A 25220-nucleotide genomic window follows, 5' to 3' on the forward strand; every position below is an offset into this window, starting at 1 on the left:
GGGCTGGCTGGCCAGCCGCACGCCGCAGTGGCAGCAGATGGCGGCCGACTATGCCTCGGGCACGCAGCGCCGCCGCTGGACCCTGCCCGACGGCACGGACATGCTGCTGGGCCCCGGCAGCGCCGTGGCCTTGCAGTTCGACGGCAGCGAACGCCGGCTGCGCCTGATGGCTGGCGAGGCGCTGTTCACCACCGGCCATCCCGCAGGAACGTTGGGCGATCTGCCCTTTGTGGTGGAGACCGCCCACGGCCGCGTGCGCGCCCTGGGCACGCGCTTCATGGTGCGCAGCAGCCATGCAGGTGCGCGCGTGGCGGTGTTCGAGCGCGCCGTGGAACTGCGCCCGGCCGGCACAGGCGCATCCGCACTGCGTCTGCAGTCGGGCGAGGCCATGGACTTCACGCGCACGGGCTGGAGCACGGTGCAGCCGGCCGGCCCTGCGGACGACGCCTGGAGCCGGGGCCAATTGTGGGTGGACAACCAGCGCCTGGACGACTTCCTGGCCGAGCTCAACCGCTACCGCCCCGGCTGGCTGCACGCCGATCCGGCCGTGGCCGGGCTGCGGTTCTCGGGCGTGTTCCCGCTGGACGAAGGCGGCATCGATGGCACGGACGCCGTGCTGGCCATGCTGCCCGGTGCGCTGCCCGTGCAACTGCGCTGGCGCACGCGCTGGTGGGTGGTGGTGGAGCCTGCGCAGGCGCGCGGCTGAGGCTTTTTTCTTCCTTTTCGCATTTTTTTGCGCCGGGGGTGACCCGATTTCCCGCGCCGCGCTTCCTTGTTTCCGAGAGCTTTGATTTTCGACATCGGAACACAGGGAGAACCCAGGACCATGCAACCCCTTTTCATGCCCCGCCCCGCGCTGGCGCTGGCCATCGCGCTCATGCCCGCCGCCGTGCTGGCCCAGGCCCAGCGCAGCTATGACGTCGCTGCCGGCCCGCTGGATGCCGCCTTGCGCAGCACGGCCGCCCAGGCCGGCGTGGCCCTGATCTTCACGGCCGAGCAGACGGCCGGACAGCGCAGCGCGGGCCTGCGCGGCAGCTACACGGTGGAGGCTGCCTTCGAGGCCCTGCTGGCCGGCACCGCCTGGCAGGCCGTGCGCCAGGCCAGCGGCGCCTATGCGCTGCGGCGGGTGGAGCAGGTGGTGCCCGCTGCCGCTGCAGGCGCCACGCTGGCCACGGTCAACGTGACGGCGGCTGCCGAGCGCAGCGCGGTCTCCGAAGGCACGGGCTCCTACGCCACGCGCCAGTCCAGCACGGCCACACGGCTGGGCCTGTCGCAGCGCGAGACGCCGCAGTCCGTCAGCGTGGTCACGCGCCAGCTGATGGACGACCAGGGCCTGACCAGCCTGCCGGAGGTGCTGGAGAAGACACCCGGCATTACCGTGGGCCGCAACGACAGCGAGCGCACCACCTTCTACTCGCGCGGCTATGCCATCGAGAATTTCCAGTTCGACGGCGTGCCCAACACCATGGACTCGGCCAACCAGTACACCACCTCGCTGGCCGACAGCGCCATCTATGACCGCGTGGAAGTGGTCAAGGGAGCGACCGGCCTGCTCACGGGCGCGGGCTATCCGTCGGCCGTGGTCAACCTGGTGCGCAAGCGGCCCACCAAGACCTTCCAGGCCTCGGCCGAGGCGGCCATCGGCAGCCATGACCGGTTGCGCGGCGTGGGCGACATCTCCGCGCCGCTGACCGAGGACGGCCGCGTGCGCGCCCGCGTGGTGGCCGTGGCGCAGAACGCCAAGTCCCATGTGGACGACTACAGCCGCAACGTGCGCAGCCTGTACGGCATCATCGAGGCCGACCTGGGTCCCAGCACGGTGGCCAGCCTGGGCATTGACCACATGCAGACGCGCGCCAACGGGGCCAGCTTCGGCCACATCCCGCTGTTCTTCAAGGATGGCAGCCGCACGCATTTCCCCACCTCGCTGAACCCGGCCGCGCGCTGGTCGTACTGGGACAACGACAGCACCAACCTGTTTGCCGAACTCAAGCACAGCTTCGGCAATGGCTGGAAGGCGGACCTGTCGGCCAGCCGGCTGCGCCAGTCGCGCGACGTGGAGGTCGGCGTGGCCGCCCACGGCATGGTGGACCCGGTCAGCGGCCTGGGCATCAACATGCTGTCCAACAAGATTCCCACCGATGCCACCACGCAGGCCGTGAATGCGGCGCTGTCCGGGCCGTTGCAGCTGTTCGGGCGCGAGCACGAGCTGTCGTTCGGCGCCAGCTGGTCGCGCCAGCGCCGGCATGCGCCCGGCTACACCAACGCCTACGGCCCCGTGGGTAACTACTTCGAGTGGGACGGCCAGGTGCCCCGGCCCGATTTCCAGCTGCGCGACCACCGCATGACGCGCATCGTGGAGAAGGGCGTCTTCGGCGCCGCGCGCCTGCGGCCCACGGACGACCTGTCGGTGATCCTGGGCGCGCGCGTGAGCTGGTACGACATGCTGGACGACACCACGGGCCTGGACGGCAGCTACGGCGTGAACAACGCGCTGCGCGTGGCGCACAAGACCGTGCCCTATGCAGGCGTGGTCTATGACCTGAACCGCCAGCTGTCGCTGTACGCCAGCCAGACCGATATCTTCAATCCGCAGACCTACTACAAGGACGCAGCCGGCAGCCCGCTGCCGCCGCTCACCGGCCGCAGCCGCGAAGTGGGCGTGAAGGGCGAGCTCCTGGACGGCCGGCTCAACGCCTCGCTGGCGCTGTTCCACATCCAGCAACGCAATGCCGCGCAGTACGTCAGCGCCAATCCGGAAACCGGGGAAGAGGTCTATGCGGCCATCGACGGCGTGACCAGCAAGGGCGTGGAGATGGAGGTGTCGGGCAGCATCACGCCGGCCTGGAACATCTACGGCGGCTACACCTACCGTACTTCGCGCGCGCCGGCCCAGCCCGATGTGATCCTCAGCGCCGTCAACACCAACCAGCCGCGCCACCTGTTCAAGCTCAGCACCAGCTACCGGCTGGGCTCGCAGTGGACCGTGGGCGGCTCGCTGGCTTGGCAGAGCCTGACCTACTACCAGCAATCCTCCGCACCCTATGCACGCGCCGACCAGCGCGCCTATGCGCTGGTGGGCCTGATGGCGCGCTACGACGTGGACCGCCAGTGGTCGGTGACGCTGAACGTCAACAACCTGTTCGACAAGACCTATATGCCGGGCCTGGGCTCCTATGGCACGGGCGTGTATGGCGATCCGCGCAATGTGCTGGTCACGGCCCGCTACAGGTTCTGATGCGGCTGCCTGGCGGCTGTGCCACTAGGCCTGCGACCACATCCGCAACAGGTTGTGGTACGTGCCGGACAGCGCGGAAAGCGCGGGGTCGCCCGGGTGGCGCACCGTCAGTTGCTGGATCTGCTGGTCCAGGTCGAACAGGATGCGGCGCTTCTCGTCCGAGGCCACGAGGCTGTGCGTCCAGAAGAAGCTGGCGTAGCGCGTGCCGCGCGTGACGGGGTTGACGCGGTGCAGGCTGGTGCCGGGGTAGACGATGGCGTCGCCTGCGGCCAGCTTCACGCTCTGGTGGCCGAAGGTGTCCTCCACGATCAGCTCGCCGCCTTCGTACTCGTCGGGCTCGCTGAAGAACACGGTGGTGGAGACATCGCTGCGCACCTTGATGGCCGTGCCGGGGATGGTGAAGATGGCGTTGTCTATATGGTTGCCATAGGTGCCGCCGCCCTCGTAGCGGTTGAAGCGCGGCGGCAGCACCTTCAGCGGCAGGGTGGCCGACATGAACAGCGCGCTGGCCCCCAGCTTGTCGAGGATGAGGTTGCCTATCGCCTGGCCTGCCTGGCTGTCCAGCGGCAGCTGCAGGTTGGCCTTGACCTGGGCCGCCAGAGGGCCGGCCGTGGCGCGGCCGTCCTGCCACGGGGCCTGCTCCAGCGCCTGGCGGCACTGGCGCACTTCGTCGGGGCTGAGCAGGGCGGGTATGCGGAGCATCATGGCAGGCGGTCCTCAGGGGGGAATAAGCGAGTGTCCCGCAAAAAAGCCCGCAGGCGGCGATGGCCTGCGGGGCTTTGCGGTGATCTGCGCAGCGTCAAGCCGCTGCGCGTTCGCGCGGGGCGATCAGCAGATCAGTACGTCCACTTGAGCGAGGCCACGGCCGAGCGGCCTGCGGCCATGGTCGCGTAGTGGGGCGAGCGGATGCCGCTGTAGTAGACCTTGTCGCCCAGGTTGTACAGGTTCAGCTGCACGGTCAGGTTGCGGTCGATCTGGTAGGCCACCATGGCGTCGTAGCGCGCATAGCCGCTGGCACCCTTGGTGACGATGCCGCCATCCACCGTGGACAGGATGTAGCTCTGGTTCACGCTGCTCTGGGCGTAGATGCCCAGGCCCACGGTCAGCTTGGCCATGGGCTTGTAGCTGGTCCACAGGCTGAAGCTGTGCTTGGGCGTGTTGGGGAAGGGCTGGCCATTGGCCACGCTGCCCGCGCCGGCGTTCTTCTGCTCGCTGTCCATGTAGGTGTAGCCGCCGAAGACGCTCAGGCCCGGCAGCACGCTGCCCGTGAAGCCCAGCTCCACACCGTTGACCACCTTGTTGCCGCCCATGTAGGTGACGCCGTTTTCGGTGATGCGCGCATTGGTCACGTCGTTGCGGAACAGCGCGGCGGTCAGCGCCAGGCGCTTTTCCATCAGGTCCCACTTGGTGCCCAGCTCCAGCGAGCGGGTCTTCTCGGGAGCGAGGTTGGCCAGCTGGTCGGTGGAGATGCCCAGGTCCTCGTTGCCGTTGCCCAGCATGGAGCCGCCGGGGCGCGAGGAGGTGCCGATGCTGGCGTAGATGCTGCCGTTGGTGGCCGGCTTGTAGACCAGGCCCAGCTGGTAGTTGAACAATGTGTCCGAACGGCTCAGGTCATAGGCCGGCGTGTTGCGGCCGGCGGGGCCGGAGGAGCTGAGCTTGTAGTGGTCCATGCGCAGGCCGGCATTGAGCAACCACTGGTCGTTGAACTTCAGCGTGTCGAAGCCGTACAGCGCCACGGTGTCGATCTGGTTGTGGCTGGGGTCGCCCAGCGTCACGGGCAGGTTCCACAGCGGGCTGCTGTCGGGGTTGTTCAGCGAGGCGCACCACAGGCTGGCGGCCGTGCAGGTGGTGTTGGTGGTCTGCAGCGCGGCGATGCGGGACTCGGCCTTTTCCTTGGACAGTTCCAGGCCGAACGAGTAGCTGTGGCCCACGCTGCCGGTCTGGGCCTTGCCCGTGAATTCCGAGAGGTTCTGCAGCGTCTTGATGTCGGCCACGCGTGCATTGCCACGGCGGAACACATAGCCGTTGACGACATTGCCCTTGCTGTCGTCGGGCTGGGTCCACAGGTAGTCCTGTTCGGTCTTGCTGTAGCGCAGGCTGTTGCGGAACTTCTGGGTGTCGGTGAACTTGTGCTCCACGGTGGCCGTGAACAGGTCGCTCTTTTCCTTTTCGTAGTCGCGGCTGGTCAGGCCGTACCAGTTGTCGCGGTTGTTGCCGTAGGTGGGACGCACCACGCTGCCGCCGCGCAGGCCGGCCGCAGCCGTGCTGCTGTACAGGTAGGGCACGCCGCCATCGGGAATGTTGTCGGTCTGCAGGTGCTGCCAGGACAGCGAGACCTCGGTGGGCGTGCCCATGCCGAAGGTCACCGTGGGGGCGATGCCCCAGCGCTTGTTCTCGGGGCCGCTGCGGCCGGGAACGTCGGCGTCGTGCACCATGGCGTTCAGGCGCAGGCCCACGCCTTCGCCCAGCACGCGGTTGGCGTCGATGGTGGCGCGCCGGTAGCTGTCCGTGCCCAGGCCCACGTCGCCGCTGATGAAGTTCTCGTTCCTGGACTTCTTGGTCACCAGGTTGATGGAGCCGCCAGCGCCGCCACGGCCTGCATAGGCCGAATCGGCGCCCTTGATGACTTCCACCGCTTCCAGGTTGAACACCTCGCGCGTGCCGGCCGCAATGTCGCGCATGCCGTCCACGAAGGTGCTGGCCTGGGCATCCATGCCGCGGATGAAGGGCTGGTCACCCGAGGGGTTGCCGCCTTCGCCGTTGCCGAAGGTGATGCCGGGCGTGGACCGCAGGGCTTCCTGCAGGCTTGTCGCGCCGGTCTGCTTGATGATTTCCTCGTTGATGACCTGCACCGTCTTGGGCGTGTCCACCAGCGGGGCCGTGAACTTGGCCGAGGAGGCGTTGTCGGTCTTGACGGGCGCTTCGGTCGAAGACGTCACGTTCACGGTGCCCAGCGTGGTGCTGGTCTGCGCGAAGGCCGGGGTGCCCGCGAGGCACAGGGCAGCGGCAAGGGCCAGCTGGGTGAGGTTCGCGGGGGGGAGGATTTGTTGGATTTTGCTCATGTTCACTCCGATGAAAGCCCGCGGATTGTTATTGCGAATCACTAGTGTTCGGTTTCTGCTTCGTAAAGTTGGCTGGTTTGTGCCGGGTGAAAGTCCTTCGCGTTGCCGCCATGCAACAAACGAAAACCGTGTTTCACCAAAGATTCAATGAAAAAAGCGGCTGTCGCCAGCCGCTTGAGTCTTCTGCGGGGCGCCTGCAGCGCCCGTCCCTGGCCTTATTCGTTGGCCGGGTTGGCCAGCAGGGCCTTGTAGATCACGGCGCCGATCAGCGCACCCACGATGGGGGCCACCCAGAACAGCCACAGTTGCGAGATGGCGATCTCGGGGCCGAACAGGGCCGGGCCCGTGCTGCGCGCGGGATTGACCGAGGTATTGGTCACGGGAATAGAGATCAGGTGGATCAGCGTCAGGCACAGGCCGATGGCCAGCCCGCCAAAGCCGGCTGCCGCGCGCTTGGCCGTGGCGCCCAGGATGACCAGGATGAAGAAGGCCGTCATCACCACCTCGGTGACCAGGGCTGCCGTCATGCCGTAGCCGCCCGGCGAATGCGCGCCGTAGCCGTTGGTGGCAAAGCCGCCGATGTCGGCACCGGCCTTGCCCGTGGCGATCACATAGAGGATGGCCGCGCCCGTGATGGCGCCCAGCACCTGCGAGACGATGTAGCCCGGCAGTTCGCTCCAGGCAAAGCGCCCGCCCATGGCCAGGCCCACGGAGACGGCCGGGTTGAAGTGCCCGCCCGAGATGGGCCCGAAGGCATAGGCGCCCGTGAGCACCGTCAGGCCGAAGGCCAGCGAGACGCCGACCAGGCCGATGCCCACCTGCGGGAAGGCGGCGGCCAGCACGGCCGCACCGCAGCCGCCCAGGGTCAGCCACAGGGTTCCGAGGAATTCTGCGGACCATTTTTGAACAGAGCTGTGCATGGAAAATCTCCTGAAGCAGGCCCGCCATTGCGCCCGGGCCCTGCGCGCACCGTCCGCCGCACAGCGGAAAGTGGCGCAGTTATAGCCCTGCGCCAGCCCCGCCGTGAGGGCGAAAAAGTGAACAATCGTCCAGAGCCTGCGCCGCCACAGGGGCGGCGGGGTCTTGATAATGCGCTCGCCGGCCCGAGATGAGGGCTGATTTTTTCCCTGTTGTGAACCCATAGGACATAGGACACTGTCTGCATGAGCAAGCAAACCCATTCTTTTCAGGCCGAAGTTGCACAACTGCTGCACCTGGTCACGCATTCGCTGTACTCCAACCCCGAGATCTTCCTGCGCGAGCTGGTTTCCAACGCCTCCGACGCCTGCGACAAGCTGCGCTTCGAGGCGCTGAACGATGCCTCCCTCTATGAGGACCAGCCCAACCTGGAAGTGCGCGTGTCCTTCGACGCCGCTGCCAAGACGCTGACCATTGCCGACACCGGCATCGGCATGAGCGAGCAGGAAGCCATCGACAACCTGGGCACCATCGCCAAGAGCGGCACCAAGGCCTTCATGGACAAGCTGTCGGGCGACCAGAAGTCCGACTCGCAGCTGATCGGCCAGTTCGGCGTGGGCTTTTACTCGGGCTACATCGTGGCCGACAAGATCACCGTGGAAACACGCCGCGCGGGCCTGCCGGCCTCCGAAGGCGTGCGCTGGACCAGCGGCGGCACGGGCGAGTTCGAGGTCGAGCAGATCGAGCGCCCCCAGCGCGGCACCAGCATCACGCTGCACCTGCGCCCCGAGGCCGAGGAGTTCCTCAACGCCTGGAAGATCAAGCAGGTCATCGGCAAGTACTCCGACCACATCAGCCTGCCCATCCTCATGGAAAAAGAGGAGTGGAAGGACGGCGAGAACGACCAGCCCGGCACCATGGAGAAGACGGGCGAGTGGGAGACCATCAACAAGGCCAGCGCGCTGTGGACGCGTCCCAAGAAGGACATCACGGCCGAGCAGTACCAGGACTTCTACAAGGCCATCAGCCACGACTTCGAGAACCCGCTGACCTGGAGCCACAACCGCGTCGAGGGCAACACCGAGTACACGCAGCTGCTGTTCATCCCGGCCAAGGCGCCGTTCGACCTCTACAACCGCGACAAGAAGGCCGGCGTCAAGCTCTACGTCAAGCGCGTCTTCATCATGGATGACGCCGAGGCGCTGATGCCCGGCTACCTGCGCTTCGTCAAGGGCGTGATCGACTCGGCCGACCTGCCGCTGAACGTCAGCCGCGAGCTGCTGCAGGAAAGCCGCGACGTGCGCCTGATCCGCGACGGCTCGACCAAGCGCGTGCTGTCCATGCTGGAAGACCTGGCCAAGCACGATCGCCACGACGCTGCCGCTGACGCGGCGGCCGACGGCGTCACCGACGTGGTCAGCGAAGAGGACAAGGCCAAGGAAGGCAAGTACAGCCAGTTCTACGCCGAGTTCGGCCCCGTGCTCAAGGAAGGCCTGGGCGAGGACTTTGCCAACAAGGAACGCATCGCCAAGCTGCTGCGCTTTTCCTCCACCAGCCAGGACGAGGCCATCGTCTCGCTGGCCGACTACAAGGCCCGCATGAAGGAAGGCCAGGACGCGATCTACTACATCACGGCCGACTCCCTGACCGCAGCCCGCAACAGCCCGCAGCTCGAAGTCTTCCGCAAGAAGGGCATCGAAGTGCTGCTGATGGCCGACCGCGTGGACGAATGGGCCATGGGCTACCTGACCGAATTCGACGGCACGCCGCTGCAGTCCGTGGCCAAGGGCGCCGTGGACCTGGGCAAGCTGCAGGACGAAGAGGAAAAGAAGGCCGCCGAGGAAGCAGCCGAAGCCTTCAAGCCCCTGCTGGCCAAGCTCAAGGAAGCGCTCAAGGACAAGGCCGAGGACGTGCGCGTGACCACGCGCCTGGTGGACTCGCCCGCCTGCCTGGTGGTGCAGGACGGCGGCATGAGCCTGCAGCTGGCGCGCCTGCTCAAGCAGGCCGGTCAGCAGGCGCCGGACGCCCGCCCCGTGCTGGAGGTCAACCCCGAGCATCCGCTGGTCAAGAAGCTGGACGGATCGGTGCATTTCCATGACCTGGCCAACATCCTGTTCGACCAGGCCGTGCTGGCCGAAGGCGGCATGCCCGAGGACCCGGCCGCCTACGTCAGGCGCGTGAACGCGCTGCTGGCGTGAGTTCCTCACAAGGATTGCCTCGCCGCATTCCCTAGGCCTTAGTGCCTGCTCACTGCCGCGCCGCCGCGCGGCAGATCAGCATTGCAAGCCGGTGCCAGCCAAGCTGCCACCGGCTTTTTCACGTCTGCGTTCCGTGAGGAAAACCGACCGAAAAAGGTCGACTCACGAAAAACTCACAAATACCTCTAAATACTCACTTTTGTTAAAAATTCCAGATCATATTTACTTTTGGTAATAAAGAACCATCATGCCTCCTTTTGGTGCGTCCGGTAGTCGGCTTTCTGACAGAGCTGTTCCAGCCGGGCACCTCGTGCGTCCGTGCCTGCGGCATTCGGCGCTGTCAACGAAGCAAAAGAGAGGTTTGTATGGCTTTCACGAGAAAGGGCTGGCTGGCGCGTGCGCTGCTGTCCGGCGGCTTGCTGGCAACAGCGGCTGCCGTGGCGGCGCCGGCCGACACCGACATCCTGGTCAACCAGGACGGTCTCTATGACGGACAGGACGCATCGGCAGGCCCTGCCGGCGGCAATTTCACCTATGTGGCCAAGGTCAGGCACAACAACATCGGTCCCGACGCCGTAGGCGTCACCCTGACCGAGGTGCTGCCCGTGGGAGCCGTGTTCCAGGGCTACAGCAGCAGCCCGGGCGGCATCACCTGCACGGCACCGGCTGCCGGCACGGTGCTCACCGCAGGCAACAACACGCTGGTCTGCAACATCGGCAACCTGGCGCCCGCCGACGGCTTCAAGTCCGTGGGCTTCGAGGTCATCCTGCCGACCGTCGGCACCAACTGGCGCGCCGTGGCCAGCGCGCGCATGGCCTCGCCCGACTACGACAACGACCAGAACAACACGCAGCTCGATCGCAACTTCACCACCACCGAGGCCGCCGATCTGGCCATCGCGATGGCGGCTCCCGCCAGCGTCGCCAACGGCGGCGCCTTCCAGTACACCATCGACGTGCAGAACAAGGGCCCGTCCGAGGTGCCCGCCGGTGGCCGTACCGTGGTGCGCTTTCCCGTGCCCAACGGGGCCGTGATCACCGGCGCGCCTGCAGGCAGCGGCTGGAGCTGTATGCCCGCCTCGGGCTATCCGCTGATCTCGGGCGAGCTCAGCTGCACGCGCAGCGGCCCCGTGCTGCCGGGCGCCGTGCTGCCTTCCATCTCCGTGCCGGCCATCGCCAACATGAGCGGCACCATTGCCGGCGCTGCCAGCGTCAAGGGCTACAAGGACGCCAGCACCGAGATGCCTGACGGCCAGTCCGGCAACAACACCGCCAGCGCCGCCGTGGTCTCCAGCGGCAGCGAGTTCGTGGATGTCTCGCTGCGCAAGCAGGTGGCGCCCACGGTGCTGGATGCGCTGCAGGCGACCGAGGTCACCTACACGCTGCAGCCGCGCCGCGAAGGCGGCTCGCTCGTGCCTCGTGACCTTACCGTCACCGACACCCTGCCGGCCGGCGTGACCTTCACGGGCTTCGACGGCAGCACGGCGCCCTGGAACTGCGGCCACAACAGCGGCACCATCACCTGCACCCATGCGGGCGAGTACCCGGTGGCCGGCTACGCCAACATGCAGGCCATCCGCTTCAAGGCCAGCGTGGCTGCGGGTGGAACGCCGGGTGCGCAACTGGTCAATCAGGGCGTGATCGGGGTTCCACCCGAACTCAACGAGCCCAACAAGACCAACAACACCGATAGCGCGGCGGTGAGCTTCAGCAACGATGCACGGCTGAGGCTGGCCAAGGCAGGCCCTGGCCGCCCGGTGCTGGCAGGCCAGGAGTTCGAGTACACGATCACCGTGACCAACACCGGCCCCATGCCCGTGCTGCCGAATCAGCAGATCACCGTGACCGACAACCCCGCAGACGGCCGCATGGCCATCGTCAGCATGTCCGGTGCGGGCACCGGCGCGGGGGACTGGACCTGCTCCACCCTGAGCTGCACCTCGACAGCGGGCCTGGCCGTGGGCGCCAGCCGCCAGATCAAGGTCAGGGCCAAGGTCACGCTGGCTTCGGGCCATCTGGACTTCACCAACAACGCCTCCGCTGGCGTGATCGGCCGGGACAATGCGTCGGCCACCACCTCCGCGACCGTCACCGTGTCTGCCGACAAGGTGGATGTGGGCATCGTCAAGAGCGTGGTCAGCCCTGTGCCGCCGGCCTCCATCAAGAGCGGTGAGGAGGTCACCTACCAGCTGGTGGTGAAGAACCATTCGGCCAGCACGACGGTGACGAATGTCCGCGTGCGCGACTCTCTGCAATCCCTGGTCAAGCAGACCGATGGTGTGCGCATCGTGGGCGTCAACCCGGTGGACGAGGCCGGCAACCCCGTGCCGTACACCTACCCGGGCGGCGGCTTTGTCTCCAGCCGCATCGTCTCCGGCGCCAACGCCAGCTGCGGCACCCCTTCGGGCGGCGTCAACAGCGAGACGCGCGATCTGACCTGCGACATCTCCTCCATGGCCCCGGAGGCCGAGGTGGTGATCGAGGTCAAGATCCGTCCCAAGCGCGCCACCACCGGCACCTATGCCAACGCGGCCTCGGCCCAGTCCCTGGACATCCATGACGCCGATCCCGGCAACGATTCCTCTACGGCCAGCATCACCGTGCAGGCCATCGCGGAAATCGCGGCGCAAAAGCAGGTCTCGCCCAAGGTGGCCGCTGCGGGCGAGCCGCTGACCTATACGGTCACGGTGCCCAACTACGGCCCCTCGTCGGCCGCCAATGTCACGCTCAAGGACGTGCTGCCTGCAGACGCCATCTTCATCGGCACGCCCACGGTCACCGGCGGCGGCACCTGCACTCCGGCTGCCACCGATGGCGTGCAGGGCGGTACGCTGGAATGCGCCTGGACCAATCCGCTGGCTGCAGGCGCGCAGTACACCGTGAGCTACAAGATGCGCTCGCGCGGCGATCTGGCGGCCGATACGGAGGTCCTCAACACGGTCGCCGTCGACACCACCACCGAGGAACTGACCAAGGCCAACAACCAGGCCGAGGCCAAGGCCCGGCTCAAGCGTGCCGAGCTGGATGTGAACATCAGCATGCGCCACACGGCGGACGGCCTGGTGCTGGGTGAGGACACCGAATACACCATCACGGTGACCAACTCCGGCCCCTCCTACGCCACCCAGGTGGTCGTGACCGACAAGTTCCCCGCATCGGGCTCCACGGCCACCTTCAGCTACCAGAACGGCCTGGCGCTGGCCGGCATTCCCGGCGCCTCCGCATCCTGGTGCGGCGTGCAGCCGGCGCTGAACGCGACCAGCGGGCCGCTGCAGTGCACCATCCCGGCGCTGGCTCCGGGCCAGAGCATGACCATCAAGTTCAAGATGCGCGCACAGACCCTGCCCGACAAGGCATCGGGCGGCACCATCTACCATGAGGCCTCGGTCAAGCCCTTCGAGACGGAATGGCTGAGCAATGGCGGCGATGTGATCGTCAACAACACCACCACCGACCGGACCTCCACCAGCCGCCAGGGCAATGCCGTGGACCTGGGGATCGGCAAGCAGGGCCCCGCCGGCCCGCTGGACGATGGCGACACGGCCAGCTACACGCTGACCGTCACCAACTACGGCCGCGATCCGCAGTCGCCCGCGGGCGGCTCGGTGACCGACGTGCTGCCCGCCGGGCTGGAGTTCGTCTCGGCCTCGGCAGGCTGCAGCTACGCCAGCGGCACGCGCACCGTGACCTGCAGCGTGCCGCAGCTGGCCCAGGGCGGCACGGCGGTCTTCACGCTGGAGACAAAGCTGGACAAGCCCTACAAGGGCGCCCGCCCGCTGGTCAACTCGGCCACGGTCTCGGTGCCCGGCGACGGCAATCCCGACAACGACAAGAGCACGACCACCACGCCGCTCAAGCCGGGACCGGGCGGAACGGCCAGCATTCCCACGCTGTCGCAGTGGGGCCTGATGCTGATGTCGTCCCTGCTGGCACTGATGGCGCTGGGGACCATGCGCAGGCGCGAGCGTCGGTGATGCGCCCGTGACGGCAAGGGCCGGTGGCGTGATTCACGCACCGGCCTTTGTCGTCTTTGAGCGGTCCGAAGATAATGCGAGCCTATAGAGGGACACTGTTTCGCAACTGCCAGGTCGCAAGCCCGGCAACCAACACTCCAAGACCTGCCATGCTGCGCTTCTTTCTGATCTTTCTGGCCATCCAGCTGACGATGTTCGGGCTGAACCTGCTCAGTTGGGTGCAGCAGCACATCGTGCTGCCCTGGACGGCCTTCCTGGCGCACATCTGCGCCTCGCTGGTCACCTGGTTCGACAGCACGGCCTCGGCCACGGGCAAGGTGCTGTGGAACACGGCCACGGGCTTCGGCGTCTCCATCGAGGCCGGCTGCAATGGCCTGGAGGCCTACATCGTGCTGTTTGCCGCCGTGATGGCCTTCCCCTCCTCATGGCGCCAGAAGCTGGTGGGCCTGCTGGCCGGCTTCGTGGCCGTGCAGGCCATCAATGTGCTGCGCGTCATCAGCCTGTTCTACCTGGGCCAGTGGAGCACCACGGCCTTCAACTTCGCGCATGAGTACCTCTGGCAGGCGCTGATCATGCTGGACGTGCTGGTGTTCTGGCTGCTGTGGGTGCGCTGGAGCGGCCGCAAGGCGCCGTCGCAGGATGATGGCGGCCAGCCGCCGCTGCCGCCCGCCGCTGCAGCTTCCGCCGCCGTTGCCGCCTGAGGAGCAGGCCATGATCGGACGCAATCCCATCTCGCGCTTCGCGGCCCTGGCCATGGGCGGCATCGTGGTGCTGACCCTGGCCTGGACGCTGGCGGCCGGCTGGCTGGCCGTGCCGGTGTCCGGCATGAGCAAGTGGGTGCTGGAGAACGCCGCCAACGGCTGGGTGCAGCGCGTGGACCTGGAGACGCCCCGCAACCTGGTCGTCAATTCCTCGGTCCAGGTCTCCAACGAGCAGACCGGCTGGCGCCGCGCCGAGGCCATCGTCGAGGTCGATCCCGCCCGCTACGGCTACGGCCTGCCGGTGCTGGTGGCCATGCTGCTGGCGGCCTGGGGTCCGGGCCGGTGGTGGCGCATCCTGGTGGGCTATGTGGCGCTGCTGCCCTTGCAGACCTTCAGCGTGGTCTCGCAGGTGCTGATGCAGCTGTGCCTTGCGGCACGGCTCGACCTCAACGTGCTGGGCATACAGACATGGCAGCTGGAGGCCATCGTCTACGCCTACCAGATGGGCGGGCTGATGGTGCCCACGCTGTGCCCGGTGCTGCTGTGGCTGGCGCTGGACATGGGCTTTGTGCGCCGCGTGCTGCTGCCGGCCTGGAACCGCAGCCGCGCGCCTGCTGCCGCACCGCAGCCCATGGTGGCACCCAAGCCCTCGGCCTGGCGCCAGACCGATGGCGCCGCCACCTCCACCGGCCATCCGCTGGTGTCCTCCAGTAGCGCGGCCACCCTGCCCAAGGCCAAGGCCACCAGCGGCACGCCGCAGCGCTGAAGGTTGTGCGCGGCCGTCTTCAGGCCTGCGCGGGCATGGGCGGCAGCAGGCCGCGCTCGGTGATGAAGTCGATCACCTCGCGCAGGCCCTTGCCGCTTTTCACGCTGCCCATCACATAGGGCTTGTGGGCGCGCATGCGCTGTGTGTCGGCTTCCATGATGGACAGGTTGGCGCCCACGTAGGGCGCCAGATCGGTCTTGTTGACGACGAGAAGATCGCTCTTGGTGATGCCGGGGCCGCCCTTGCGCGGAATCTTCTCGCCGCCGGCCACGTCGATCACGTAGATGGTCAGGTCCGACAGCTCGGGGCTGAAGGTGGCGGCCAGGTTGTCGCCGCCGCTTTCGATGAAGACGATGTCCGCCTCGGGGAACTGGCGCAGCATGCGGTCCACGGCTTCAAGGTTGATGGAGGCGTCCTCGCGGATGGCCGTGTGCGGGCAGCCGCCGGTCTCCACGCCCATGATGCGCTCGGGCGGCAGGGCCTCGGCCACCGTCAGCAGGCGCTGGTCTTCCTTGGTGTAGATGTCGTTGGTGATGACCACCAGGTCGTAGTGGGCGCGCATGGCCTTGCACAGCATCTCCAGCAGCGTGGTCTTGCCGGAGCCGACAGGGCCGCCGATGCCGACGCGCAGCGGGGGGAGTTTCTTGGTGCGGGTGTTCATGGTGGACTTGGGGTAAGTGATCAGGACCGGAAGAGCCGGGAGTACTGGTGTTCGTGCCGTGCCTGCAGCACGCTCCATTGGGGCAGCATGGTGTCCAGCCGGGGCGGCGTATCGCTGGCGCGGCGGCGTGCCTCGCCCACGGCCTGCTCCAGCAGCGGATGCAGGGCCAGCAGCAGGCTCTGGCCCGCCACCTGGCCCAGCGGCACGGCCTTGATGGCGGCGGCCACCTGGTTCTCCAGCCAGGCAAAGCCATAGGCCAGCAGGGCGTGGTCCTCGTCGGCATCCACGGCGGCGCAGGCACAGGCAAAGGCCGTGGGATAGGCCAGGCCAGGGGTGTCCACCAGCGCGCCCAGTTGTGCGATGCGGGGCGCAAAGGCCTCGCCGCCCCAGGGCACGGAGCGCAGCAGGCTGTGCAGCGACCAGCCCATCTGCAGCGTCTCGGCACGGGCCTCGCGGCTGTCGCGGCTGGCGATGAACCACTGGTTCCATTCGTGCACCGCCCCCTCGTCGCCTGCGCTCCAGGCCCGGCGCAGCAGCAGCCACAGCGGCGCCTCGCAGCGTGCAAAGCCGTGGGCCAGCGCATCGGCAATCCAGGTGCGCGCCGTGCCGGCATCCGTGACCAGGCCGTGCTCGATGGCGGCCTCCAGCCCCTGCGAATAGCTGAAGCCGCCCACGGGCAGCTGGGGCGATGCCAGGTGCAGCAGGGCGCACAGCCCCTGTATCGACAGGTCAGCCATGCGGATGGTCGTGGCCGTGCCCGTGTCCGCAGCAGCCTTTGTGGTCATGGTCATGGTCATGGCTGTGGTCGTGGCCATGTTCATGCCCGTGGGAATGATCGTGTGAATGGCCGTCGGAATGGCCGTGTGCGTGCCCATGGTCATGCAGCGCATACACGCTCTGCGCCAGCGCCTGGTCCTCCGCAAAGCTGGCGTCATGGCCGTGGCGGTGGCCGCCGCCATAGGCGCCAGCCTCGGGCTCGAAGGGCGCATCCACCAGGGCCACCTGCGCGCCCAGGCGCAGCAGCATGTCGTGCAGCACGGGGTCGTTTTCCAGGTGCAGGTGGGTGGGGGTGACCTCCACCGGGATATGTCGGTTGCCCAGGTGGTAGGCCGCACGCAGCAGGCCCAGCGGCGTGGCCGCCGTCACGCGCAACACCGCCTGGGGCGCCGCGCGCACGGCGACCAGGCTGCCATCCTCGGCCACCAGCACATCGCCGCCGCGCAGCACGCTGCCGCGCGCCAGCACCACGGCCAGCTCGCGCCCCGTGGAGTCGATGGCCGCAAAGCGGCTCTTCTGGCGCATGTCCCAGTCCAGTTCCAGCGTGGCGGCGCGCCTGACCAGCACGGCGGCAAGGCCGCCGCCCTGGGGCATGTGTTTGTTGACGGTGAGCATGGGGTGATCAGAACAGAAAATACCGCTGCGCCATCGGCAGCTCGGTGGCGGGCTCGCAGGTCAGAAGCTGGCCGTCGGCCACGACCTGGTAGGTCTCGGGATCGACGCTGATGTCGGGCTGCCAGTCGTTGTGCAGCATGTCGCGCTTGCTGACGCTGCGGCAGTTTTCCACGGCCACGGTGCGCTTGCGCAGGCCGTAGCGGTCTGCCACGCCGGCCTGCTGGGCGGCCTGCGAGACGAAGGTGAGGCTGGCCGCCGCCACGCCGCTGCCCTGGCCCGCGAACATGGGCCGGTAGTGCACGGGCTGGGGCGTGGGGATGCTGGCGTTGGGGTCGCCCATGGCGGCGCTGGCGATGCTGCCGCCCTTGAGGATGAGGCTGGGCTTGACGCCGAAGAACGCCGGCCGCCACAGCACCAGGTCGGCCAGCTTGCCGACCTCGACCGAGCCCACGACATGGGCGATGCCATGCGTGCGTGCGGGGTTGATGGTGTACTTGGCCACGTAGCGCTTGACGCGGAAGTTGTCGTGGCGCGCGTTGTCGCCCGGCAGGCTGCCGCGCTGGATCTTCATCTTGTGCGCGGTCTGCCAGGTGCGCAGCACCACTTCGCCCACGCGGCCCATGGCCTGGCTGTCGCTGGAGATCATGGAGAAGGCGCCCAGGTCGTGCAGCACGTCCTCGGCCGCGATGGTTTCGCGGCGGATGCGGCTTTCGGCGAAGGCGATGTCCTCGGCAATGGAGGCGTCCAGGTGGTGGCAGACCATGAGCATGTCCAGGTGCTCGTCCAGCGTGTTCACCGTGTAGGGCCGCGTGGGGTTGGTGGACGAGGGCAGCACGTTGGCCTCGCCGCAGACCTTGATGATGTCGGGCGCGTGGCCGCCGCCCGCGCCTTCGGTGTGGTAGGTGTGGATGGTGCGGCCCTTGAAGGCGGCCACCGTGGCCTCGACGAAGCCGCCCTCGTTGAGCGTGTCGGTGTGGATGGCGACCTGGGTGTCGGTCTCGTCGGCCACGCCCAGGCAGCAGTCGATGGCGGCGGGCGTCGATCCCCAGTCCTCATGCAGCTTCAGGCCGATGGCGCCTGCCGCGATCTGCTCGCGCAGCGGCGCGGCCTGGCTGGCGTTGCCCTTGCCCAGCAGTCCGATGTTCATGGGGTAGCCGTCCACGGCCTGCAGCATGCGCTCCATGTGCCAGGGGCCGGGCGTGACCGTGGTGGCGAAGGTGCCTGTGGCCGGGCCCGTGCCGCCGCCGATCATGGTGGTCACGCCGCTGGTCAGCGCCTCGTCGATCTGCTGCGGGCAGATGAAGTGGATGTGCGTGTCGATGCCGCCGGCCGTGACGATCATGCCCTCGCCCGCAATGATTTCCGTGCCGGGGCCGATGACGATGGTCACTCCCGGCTGCATGTCCGGGTTGCCGGCCTTGCCTATGCCTGCGATCAGCCCGTTCTTGATGGCGATGTCGGCCTTGACGATGCCCCAGTGGTCAATGATCACGGCATTGGTGATGACGGTGTCGGCGCAGTCGGCGGCCATGCGCTGGCTCTGGCCCATGCCGTCGCGGATGACCTTGCCGCCGCCGAACTTGACCTCTTCGCCGTAGATCGTGTGGTCCTTCTCGATCTCGATGACCAGGGCCGTGTCGGCCAGCCGCAGGCGGTCGCCCACGGTGGGGCCGAACATCTCGGCATAGGCCTGGCGCGTGATGCTTGCCATAGCATTCCCTTTCTGTTGTCTACGACGCTATGCGTTGCTCGTTGTACTTAAAACCGGCGTGGTCCAACCCGGGGACACCGAGGAAGGGCCTATGCCGGCCGCGCCGCCCCGCACCGAAGGTGTCGTCCCCCTCCCGCGAAGCGAGAGAGGGCGCCGTGCAACGGGGGAAGCGGCGTAGCCGCTCAGGGGGTACTTCAAAGCCTGCCCATCACCTTGGCGTTGAAGCCGAAGATGATGCGGTCGCCGGAGATTTCCACCAGTTCCACCGTGCGCTCCTGCCCGGGCTCGAAGCGCACGGCCGTGCCGGCCGCGATGTTCAGCCGCCAGCCGCGTGCGGCGGCGCGGTCGAAGTGCAGGGCCTCGTTGACCTCGAAGAAATGAAAGTGCGAGCCCACCTGCACGGGCCGGTCGCCGGTGTTGGTGACCGTGAGGGTCTGCACGGGCCGGCCTGCGTTCAGCAGGATCTCGCCGGGCTCGGCGAGCAGCTCGCCGGGGATGATGCGCTCGGTCATGTGCGGCTCCCGCGATCAGCCTGCCAGCGCCACGGCACCGTAGCCCATGGCGGCCACACCTGCCAGGCGTGCGGCCCAGGCCGAAGCCGTGCCGCCGCGCATGGCCCGGCCAAAGGCCACGCCCAGCGCATGCAGCACCAGCGTGGTGGCGACCATGCCCGCCATGTAGGCCCAGAACACGGCTGCGGGCAGCGCGTGGGGGAAGACCTCGCCATGCGCGTAGCCGTGGAACAGCGCGAAGGCGCCGGCCAGCACCATGGCCAGGGCCACGGGCAGGCGGCGCTGGGCCACCAGCAGCAGGCCGAAGGCCAGCAGCGAGGCAGCCACCATGGGCTCGACGGCCGGCAGCTCCAACGGGGTCTGCGTCAGCGCCAGGCCCAGCGCCATGCAGGCCGCAAAGGCCACGGGCGGCAGCCACTGGCGCTGGAGCATCAGCCCGCACCACAGGCCCAGCGCCAGCATGGCCAGCAGATGGTCCAGGCCCGCGATGGGGTGGGACAGCCCGGCCATCAGGGCCTGCATGGCGCCGTCACCGGCATGCAGGTGGGCGCCGGCCCCCGTATGGGCGCTGGCAGCCGTGGCGGCGGCCAGCAGGGCCGGGGCGAGCAGGTAGTTGAAAGTGTTGCGGAATCTGAACATGGAGATCTCCTTGATCGCTATCGAGACTGGATCTGCCCACGGCACAAGCGGATGCAGCGGGCTGGTTGGGGGTGCCCAGCAAGGGCCTAAGCTGGCCGCGCCGCCCCGCAGCGATGGCGCCGTCCCCCTTGGGGGAAGCGGCGTAGCCGCTCAGGGGGTCAAACTATTGGATGGTGAACGGTGACCAGCTTGGTGCCGTCCGGGAAAGTGGCTTCGACTTGGATGTCCGGGATCATTTCTGGAATGCCCTCCATCACATCGGCGCGCGTCAGCACCGTGGTGCCCAGGTGCATGAGCTCGGCCACGGTCCTGCCGTCGCGCGCCCACTCCAGTACGGCGGCGCTGATCAGCGCCACGGCCTCGGGGTAGTTGAGCTTCAGGCCGCGCGCCTTGCGCCGCTCGGCCACCAGGGCTGCGGTGAACAGCAGCAGCTTGTCTTTTTCACGGGGCGTGAGTTCCATCGATGAGTCTCCGTTGATCAGGTGGCCCAGAGGCGGGGAGGGCGGGCAGGCATGTCCAGCAGTGCCGGGCGCAGCAGGCGCCAGCCTTCATGCAGCACGGCCCGTGCCGCCTCCATGCGCCGGGCCAGCACGCGCAGCAGCAGCACCGAGGGCGCGCCGCCCTGGCCGGCCAGCAGGCTGGCGCCGGCGCGCACTTCATCGCTCCAGGGCAGGCTGGCGGCCAGTTGCTCGCTCAATGGCTCCATGGCCGCCAGGGGTTCCGGGGCCACGGCCCAGAGGCTGGCCTGTATGGGCAAGCCGGCCCAGGCAACGGGGCTGGACAGCAGGGCATGGCCGGCGTGCAGTTCACCTTGCTCCAGCCACAGCGGCCGTCCGCCGCATGCGAGCCGGTTGTGAAGCTGCAGGCGCGCGGCAGCGCAGTGGGCGGCGCCGGTGTGGTTCCAGTGCTCGCCCGCGCTATAGCGGCCCAGCACCACGGCATCCCAGCCGATGGCGCGCGCGCCCGGCGCAAGATCCAGGTCCAGCGCCATGGTGGCGTCGGCACCGGCGAACAGCATGTTTTCCTGTGGCAGCCATTCCAGGATGGCGCCTTCTTCCACGCGCAGCCGCACGCGCTGCGCGGCCGGGCGGCCCTGGGACTTGTACCAGCGCGTGGCGCCCGGTGTGGTCAGCAGGGCGTGGGCGCCGGGCTCCACGGTCACATCGATCTGCAACTGGTCGCCGCCGGCCACGCCGCCGGGCGGGTGCAGCAGCACGGCATGGCAGATGCCGGGGCCTTCGGGGTGCAGCGGTTTTTGCACGCGCAGCGGGCCGCTGTGGCGTGCGTAGGAAAGCACGCTGCCCTGGCCGGCGCGGTGCCCGAAGCGCAGGTCCAGCATGGCCTGCCAGCCCGAGGCGCAAGCGGGCACGGCGGTGATCGGTAGCGCTGCGGACATGGGCGGGGCGGACGGTACAGGGCGTGGTGGTTGTAACGGCCTTTGTCATGCATTTAGCGTGCCAATCCGGTGCAGTGGCGGTTGCGCCATGCTGGTGCGCTGGCGCATCGGATTGGTGCGTTTCCTGCATGGCAAGGCGCGCAAGACGGCACGTTTGCAGTGCATTCTTGCGCAGCGTGCCGCAGGCTGGTGCTCTTTCTTACGCGCGGCCCTGCTGTCGATCTGCCTGGCCTGCCTGGCGCGCGAGGGACCTGTCCCAGGCCACGACGGCCAGCGTGGCCAGACTCAGAATCAGGCCCGCCACGCTGGCACCTGTCCATCCCCAGTGCAGCCAGACCGCCGAGCCCACGGCCGAGCCTGCCGAGGCGCCGATGAAATAGCCCGTCATATAGACCGCATTGATGCGCGAGCGCGCCAAGGGTGCCAGCGCATAGATCACGTTCTGGTTGCTGATGTGCAGGGCCTGCAGCGCGGCATCGACGATGAGCAGCCCCGCCAGAAACCACCACAGGCTGGTGCCGCCCAGCCACAGCGCCCCCCAGCCCGCCAGCATGAGCAGGCCGCCGGCCAGCGTGGTGCGCTGCTCCAGCCCCCGGTCGGCCAGCCGGCCGGCCATGTTGGCCATGAGGGCGCCGGCCACGCCGACCAGGCCGATGAGGCCGATCTGCGCATCGCCAAACCCGTAGCCCGGCCCGGCCAGCAGCAGTGCCATGGTCGAGAACAGCACGCTCACCGTGGCAAAGCCCATGCCGCCGATCAGCGCCCGGCTGCGCAGGCGCGGCTGCTCGCGTGCCAGCGTGAGCAGGGAGCGCATCACCGCGCCATAGCCTATGGGCTGGGCCGGCTGCGCCAGGGGCAGCGCGCGCCGCAGCAGCAGGGCCACGCCGGCCGTGGCCAGGGCGCCCACCCAGTAGACGGCATTCCAGCCGCCCAGCTCCGACAACAGGCCCGCCACGCTGCGCGCCGCCAGGATGCCGATCAGCAGCCCGCTCATGACCAGCCCCACGGCGCGCCCGCTGGCGCCGGGCGCCGCAAAGCTGGCCGCCATGGGCACCAGCACCTGGGCCGCGACCGAGAACAGCCCCGTCATCAGCGTGCCCGCCGCCAGCAGCGCAAAGCTGTGCGCCATGCCGCTGGCCAGCATGCCCAGCGCGGCCAGCAGCATCAGGCCCAGCACCAGGCGGCGGCGTTCTAGCATGTCGCCCAGCGGCACGAGCAGCAGCAGTCCCAGCGCATAGGAGACCTGGGCCATGGTCACCGTCAGCGAGGCACGCGCCTCGCTGATGCCCAGGTCGATGGCGATGGAATGCAGCAGCGGCTGGTTGAAGTAATTGGCGCCCGCGCACAGGCCGCAGGCCGTGGCCATGAGCAGCAGGGTGCTCTGGGGCAGCACGGGCGTGGCGGTGGCCTGCATGGGCGGCGAGGGCTGGGCGCAAGCCTGGGAGGATCTGTTCATCTGACGAATGCCTGTGTTATCTGCTTATGGGTGGCAAACGGATGGCTCAGACCCACAGCGGCGGCCGTGCGGGCTGGGCGTGGGCGGGCAGTGCGGCCACGGCATCGACCTCGATCAGCATGCCGGGCAGGGCCAGCCGGGGCACGGGGATCAGTGTGCAGGCCGGAAAGCGCGGCAGGGTATTGCCGGGGGCGCCATCGCCGGGGGCACCGTCGCTCCAATGCAGGCGCACGGCGGCCTGCCAGTCGTTGAAACGGGCCTCCGAGTGGTCGACGATGAGCAGGGTCAGCTTGACCACCTGGCCCATGTCCGCGCCCGCCGCCTGCAGCGCCAGCTTGAGGTTGGACAGCGCCTGCTGCGCCTGGGCCGCGAAGCTGTCGGGCAGGTCGCCCGCCTGGTTCTCGCCGCCCTGGCCCGAGACGAAGGCCCATTGCGCCGGCCCGTGCACGGTGACCACATGGGTGTAGCCGTTGGGCGTGGCGTCGTAGAGGCCGGCGGGCTGCAGATGCTGCAGTTGCGGGGCCGTGAAAGCGGCGGGCTGTGCCGAGGAGGTGGCAAGTGCGTCGTGTGGCATGTATGGCTTGGAGTCTGAGAGTGGGCCGGACCGGGCGGCGAGGCTTGCCAGTGTGAAACCTCAACCAAAGTTGAGGTCAAATGCAGGCCTGCTTGGACCTATTTTTCCTGCGCCTATTTTCCCGCTGCCATGAATCTGTCTTCTGCCGGTGTCACCGCGTCCGACCATGACGGGCCGGCCATCCTCTCCGTGGGCGAAGTGGCCCGGCGCAGCGGCATCACCGTCTCGGCCCTGCATTTCTACGAGCGCCAGGGACTGATCGAGAGCCTGCGCACGCCCGGCAACCAGCGCCGCTATGCGCGTGCCGTGCTGCGGCGCGTGGCGGTCATCAGGGTGGCCCAGCGCATGGGCGTGCCGCTGGCCGAGATTGCCGAGGCGCTGCAGGACCTGCCCAGCGGCCGCACGCCCACGCAGGCCGACTGGGCCGCGCTGTCCGCGCGCTGGCGCCACGCGCTGGATGCGCGCATCCAGGGCCTGACCCAGCTGCGCGACCAGATCGACGGCTGCATTGGCTGCGGCTGCCTGTCCCTCAAGGTCTGCCCGCTGCGCAATGACGGCGACTGCCTGGCCGAAGACGGGCCGGGACCGCACTTTCGCTGAACAGGCATGCGCCCTTGGCGGAGCTAGTGCTTGGGCATGGGCAGCGTGGGCGTGCGCGTGCACATCCAGCACAGCCAGCCGGCCAGCGCACCCATGACGATGCAGTAGGCGACCAGGGCCTCGGTGATGCCGATATGGTCCGATAGCCAGCCCAGGCCCAGGATGGGCACGATGGTGCCCAGGTAGCCGACCACCAGGTACGTGGACAGCAGGCCCGTGCGTGTGGCCGGCGTGGAGACCTTGTTGACGATGGACATGCCCGCCAGGTTGCACAGGCCGTGGCCCGCCGCCGTGGTGATCACGCTGAGCGCGAACAGCAAGGCCGAGCCCGCGAAGCTGTTGACCAGCAGCAGGAGGTTGCAGGCCACCAGGCAGGCAAAGCCCACAATGGCCGAGCCCTTGGTCGGGCGCGGGCGCGCCAGGTACTGGAAGCCCGCCGAGAGGAACAGGATCACGCCGATGGACAGGCCCGAGACAGCCGGCCCGTGCCAGGGCACCATGCGCTGCATGAAGCTGGGCGCCAGCGATGCGAACAGGCTGAACATGCCGAAGGCGCAGAACGCGCACATGCCGCCCAGTGCGTAGTGGCGCGCAAAGCGGCGCTCCGGCAGCGTGATGGTGGGCATGAAATCGCGCCAGTGCAGCGCGCGTGCCTGGGTGGAGGCCAGCTCGGCCGGCTCGGCGATGCGCACCTGGTACAGCGCATAGACGGCCAGCAGGCCCAGCCCCAGCGAGGGGATGTAGGCTGTGACCAGTGGCCAGGGCAGCCACTGCGCGATCAGCCCGCCCACCACGGGGCCCAGCCCGAAGCCGAAGGCAATGGTCAGGCTGGTCGTGGCCGCGGCGCGCTGCAGGTCGCCCCGGTTGTTGAGCCGGGTCATGCCCACCGAGGCCGAGGTGGTGATCAACCCCGAAGCCACGCCGATGACCACGCGCCCCAGCGCAAAGCTGGGCACGTTCCAGGCCACGGCGGAGGCCAGCACGCCCAGCGTCATCAGGATCAGCCCGGCGCGCAGCACGGTGACAAAGCCGAAACGGTCGGTCAGCCGGCCCAGGAACAGCAGGCTGGCCAGCGCGCCGAACATATAGGCCACGAAGATCTGCGTGATGTGGCTGGGCTGCAGCCCCCAGGCCTGCTGGTACAGGGGGTACAGCGGGCTGGCCAGGGCGGTGCCCATGACGCCCACGCACATGGAAAAACACACCCACGCATAGGGTGGCCAACGGGTTTGCATAGAAAAGGGAGCGAAAAGGGAGCGAAAAGGGAGCGAAAAGGGAGCGAAAAGGGAGCGAAAAGGGAGCGAAAAGGGAGCGCGAAGAAAGCGAAGGGGAAAGCGGCGCCGCGCAGGCGTGGCGCCACCGCGGCGCCACGGCACTGTCCGGGAGCGCATGGAATCTGGAATGACCCGCAGGCCAATGGGT

General features: G+C 68.1%; 21 protein-coding genes. 7 read left to right on the forward strand and 14 right to left on the reverse strand.

Annotation, left to right across the window (positions count from 1 at the left end; translation table 11 throughout):
* Window positions 1-706, forward strand: a 706-nt coding sequence (locus ACM14_RS03110) for a FecR family protein (RefSeq protein ID WP_065345304.1), incomplete at its 5' end; no start/stop codon positions are given.
* Window positions 707-826: 120 nt separating this feature from the next.
* Window positions 827-3238, forward strand: coding sequence for a TonB-dependent receptor (locus ACM14_RS03115; RefSeq protein WP_065345305.1), 2412 nt, complete (start codon window positions 827-829; stop codon window positions 3236-3238).
* A 24-nt stretch (window positions 3239-3262) separates the two neighbouring features.
* Here ACM14_RS03115 and ACM14_RS03120 read toward each other — a convergent pair whose 3' ends face one another.
* From ACM14_RS03120 to aqpZ, 3 genes are all read right to left on the reverse strand, one after another.
* Window positions 3263-3943 carry a Fe2+-dependent dioxygenase gene (locus tag ACM14_RS03120; RefSeq protein WP_012203103.1) on the reverse strand — a complete coding sequence of 227 codons (681 nt, stop codon included), beginning with the start codon at window positions 3941-3943 and terminating at the stop codon, window positions 3263-3265.
* 131 nt (window positions 3944-4074) lie between these two features.
* Entirely contained in the window at window positions 4075-6300 is a 2226-nt protein-coding gene (locus ACM14_RS03125) for a TonB-dependent siderophore receptor (RefSeq protein ID WP_065345306.1), read from the reverse strand.
* A 215-nt stretch (window positions 6301-6515) separates the two neighbouring features.
* Window positions 6516-7220 carry an aquaporin Z gene (gene aqpZ / locus ACM14_RS03130; RefSeq protein ID WP_012203105.1) on the reverse strand — a complete coding sequence of 235 codons (705 nt, stop codon included), beginning with the start codon at window positions 7218-7220 and terminating at the stop codon, window positions 6516-6518.
* Window positions 7221-7463: 243 nt separating this feature from the next.
* On the opposite strand from aqpZ, the gene htpG reads away from it, so the two are divergent.
* The 4 genes from htpG to ACM14_RS03150 all read left to right on the forward strand — a co-directional run bounded on the left by htpG (window position 7464) and on the right by ACM14_RS03150 (window position 14857).
* Entirely contained in the window at window positions 7464-9416 is a 1953-nt protein-coding gene (htpG, locus tag ACM14_RS03135; RefSeq protein WP_065345307.1) for a molecular chaperone HtpG, read from the forward strand.
* A gap of 365 nt (window positions 9417-9781) precedes the next feature.
* Window positions 9782-13390 (forward strand): DUF11 domain-containing protein, encoded by a 3609-nt coding sequence (locus ACM14_RS03140; protein WP_065345308.1) that lies wholly within the window; start codon window positions 9782-9784, stop codon window positions 13388-13390.
* Window positions 13391-13539: 149 nt separating this feature from the next.
* Window positions 13540-14091, forward strand: coding sequence for an exosortase H (gene xrtH / locus ACM14_RS03145; protein WP_034390117.1), 552 nt, complete (start codon window positions 13540-13542; stop codon window positions 14089-14091).
* A gap of 10 nt (window positions 14092-14101) precedes the next feature.
* Window positions 14102-14857: an exosortase H-associated membrane protein gene (locus ACM14_RS03150; protein WP_012203109.1), complete on the forward strand. Its 756-nt coding sequence runs from the start codon at window positions 14102-14104 to the stop codon at window positions 14855-14857.
* Window positions 14858-14876: 19 nt separating this feature from the next.
* Here the strand turns inward: ACM14_RS03150 and ureG are convergent, their stop codons facing one another.
* The 10 genes from ureG to ACM14_RS03200 form a co-directional block, all read right to left on the reverse strand.
* The gene (gene ureG / locus ACM14_RS03155) at window positions 14877-15518 is read right to left on the reverse strand and encodes an urease accessory protein UreG (protein ID WP_016446573.1); all 642 of its coding nucleotides are present in this window, start codon (window positions 15516-15518) and stop codon (window positions 14877-14879) included.
* A gap of 20 nt (window positions 15519-15538) precedes the next feature.
* Window positions 15539-16255, reverse strand: a complete 717-nt coding sequence (locus tag ACM14_RS03160) for an urease accessory protein UreF (protein WP_065345309.1) — start codon at window positions 16253-16255, stop codon at window positions 15539-15541.
* On the reverse strand, window positions 16248-16910 hold the full coding sequence (gene ureE / locus ACM14_RS03165; RefSeq protein ID WP_065345310.1) for an urease accessory protein UreE: 663 nt from the start codon (window positions 16908-16910) through the stop codon (window positions 16248-16250). The genes ACM14_RS03160 and ureE overlap by 8 nt, the downstream gene beginning before the upstream one ends.
* Window positions 16911-16917: 7 nt before the next feature.
* Window positions 16918-18621, reverse strand: a complete 1704-nt coding sequence (ureC, locus tag ACM14_RS03170) for an urease subunit alpha (RefSeq protein WP_065345311.1) — start codon at window positions 18619-18621, stop codon at window positions 16918-16920.
* Between the two features lie 194 nt (window positions 18622-18815).
* Window positions 18816-19121 (reverse strand): urease subunit beta, encoded by a 306-nt coding sequence (locus ACM14_RS03175; RefSeq protein WP_175403235.1) that lies wholly within the window; start codon window positions 19119-19121, stop codon window positions 18816-18818.
* A gap of 27 nt (window positions 19122-19148) precedes the next feature.
* Window positions 19149-19772, reverse strand: a complete 624-nt coding sequence (locus tag ACM14_RS03180) for a HupE/UreJ family protein (RefSeq protein WP_013804329.1) — start codon at window positions 19770-19772, stop codon at window positions 19149-19151.
* A 158-nt stretch (window positions 19773-19930) separates the two neighbouring features.
* Window positions 19931-20233 carry an urease subunit gamma gene (locus ACM14_RS03185; RefSeq protein ID WP_012203116.1) on the reverse strand — a complete coding sequence of 101 codons (303 nt, stop codon included), beginning with the start codon at window positions 20231-20233 and terminating at the stop codon, window positions 19931-19933.
* A gap of 17 nt (window positions 20234-20250) precedes the next feature.
* Window positions 20251-21168, reverse strand: coding sequence for an urease accessory protein UreD (locus tag ACM14_RS03190; RefSeq protein ID WP_065345312.1), 918 nt, complete (start codon window positions 21166-21168; stop codon window positions 20251-20253).
* A gap of 199 nt (window positions 21169-21367) precedes the next feature.
* Window positions 21368-22624 (reverse strand): MFS transporter, encoded by a 1257-nt coding sequence (locus ACM14_RS03195; RefSeq protein ID WP_065345313.1) that lies wholly within the window; start codon window positions 22622-22624, stop codon window positions 21368-21370.
* 46 nt (window positions 22625-22670) lie between these two features.
* A complete protein-coding gene (locus ACM14_RS03200; protein ID WP_065345314.1) occupies window positions 22671-23198 on the reverse strand; it encodes a RidA family protein in 528 nt (175 codons plus the stop codon).
* 129 nt (window positions 23199-23327) lie between these two features.
* On the opposite strand from ACM14_RS03200, the gene soxR reads away from it, so the two are divergent.
* A complete protein-coding gene (gene soxR, locus ACM14_RS03205) occupies window positions 23328-23798 on the forward strand; it encodes a redox-sensitive transcriptional activator SoxR (RefSeq protein WP_013804325.1) in 471 nt (156 codons plus the stop codon).
* A 23-nt stretch (window positions 23799-23821) separates the two neighbouring features.
* Here the strand turns inward: soxR and ACM14_RS03210 are convergent, their stop codons facing one another.
* Entirely contained in the window at window positions 23822-24991 is a 1170-nt protein-coding gene (locus ACM14_RS03210) for an MFS transporter (RefSeq protein WP_034390128.1), read from the reverse strand.
* Between the last annotated feature and the right edge of the window lie 229 nt (window positions 24992-25220).

Origin of the sequence: Delftia sp. JD2 (assembly GCF_001682645.1) — a bacterium.
Taxonomy (GTDB): Bacteria; Pseudomonadota; Gammaproteobacteria; order Burkholderiales; family Burkholderiaceae_C; genus Comamonas; species Comamonas acidovorans.

Bases quoted from the DNA above. Each gene is read 5' to 3' on its own strand.
- ACM14_RS03160 (WP_065345309.1), bottom strand. From the start codon at position 16,255: ATGGCTGACCTGTCGATACAGGGGCTGTGCGCCCTGCTGCACCTGGCA.
- ACM14_RS03200 (WP_065345314.1), bottom strand. From the start codon at position 23,198: ATGCCACACGACGCACTTGCCACCTCCTCGGCACAGCCCGCCGCTTTC.
- ACM14_RS03125 (WP_065345306.1), bottom strand. From the start codon at position 6,300: ATGAGCAAAATCCAACAAATCCTCCCCCCCGCGAACCTCACCCAGCTG.
- ACM14_RS03115 (WP_065345305.1), top strand. From the start codon at position 827: ATGCAACCCCTTTTCATGCCCCGCCCCGCGCTGGCGCTGGCCATCGCG.
- ACM14_RS03210 (WP_034390128.1), bottom strand. From the start codon at position 24,991: ATGTGCGTGGGCGTCATGGGCACCGCCCTGGCCAGCCCGCTGTACCCC.
- ACM14_RS03195 (WP_065345313.1), bottom strand. From the start codon at position 22,624: ATGAACAGATCCTCCCAGGCTTGCGCCCAGCCCTCGCCGCCCATGCAG.
- ureE (WP_065345310.1), bottom strand. From the start codon at position 16,910: ATGCTCACCGTCAACAAACACATGCCCCAGGGCGGCGGCCTTGCCGCC.
- ACM14_RS03180 (WP_013804329.1), bottom strand. From the start codon at position 19,772: ATGTTCAGATTCCGCAACACTTTCAACTACCTGCTCGCCCCGGCCCTG.
- ureC (WP_065345311.1), bottom strand. From the start codon at position 18,621: ATGGCAAGCATCACGCGCCAGGCCTATGCCGAGATGTTCGGCCCCACC.
- soxR (WP_013804325.1), top strand. From the start codon at position 23,328: ATGAATCTGTCTTCTGCCGGTGTCACCGCGTCCGACCATGACGGGCCG.
- htpG (WP_065345307.1), top strand. From the start codon at position 7,464: ATGAGCAAGCAAACCCATTCTTTTCAGGCCGAAGTTGCACAACTGCTG.
- ureG (WP_016446573.1), bottom strand. From the start codon at position 15,518: ATGAACACCCGCACCAAGAAACTCCCCCCGCTGCGCGTCGGCATCGGC.
- ACM14_RS03150 (WP_012203109.1), top strand. From the start codon at position 14,102: ATGATCGGACGCAATCCCATCTCGCGCTTCGCGGCCCTGGCCATGGGC.
- aqpZ (WP_012203105.1), bottom strand. From the start codon at position 7,220: ATGCACAGCTCTGTTCAAAAATGGTCCGCAGAATTCCTCGGAACCCTG.
- ACM14_RS03190 (WP_065345312.1), bottom strand. From the start codon at position 21,168: ATGTCCGCAGCGCTACCGATCACCGCCGTGCCCGCTTGCGCCTCGGGC.
- ACM14_RS03140 (WP_065345308.1), top strand. From the start codon at position 9,782: ATGGCTTTCACGAGAAAGGGCTGGCTGGCGCGTGCGCTGCTGTCCGGC.
- xrtH (WP_034390117.1), top strand. From the start codon at position 13,540: ATGCTGCGCTTCTTTCTGATCTTTCTGGCCATCCAGCTGACGATGTTC.
- ACM14_RS03185 (WP_012203116.1), bottom strand. From the start codon at position 20,233: ATGGAACTCACGCCCCGTGAAAAAGACAAGCTGCTGCTGTTCACCGCA.
- ACM14_RS03120 (WP_012203103.1), bottom strand. From the start codon at position 3,943: ATGATGCTCCGCATACCCGCCCTGCTCAGCCCCGACGAAGTGCGCCAG.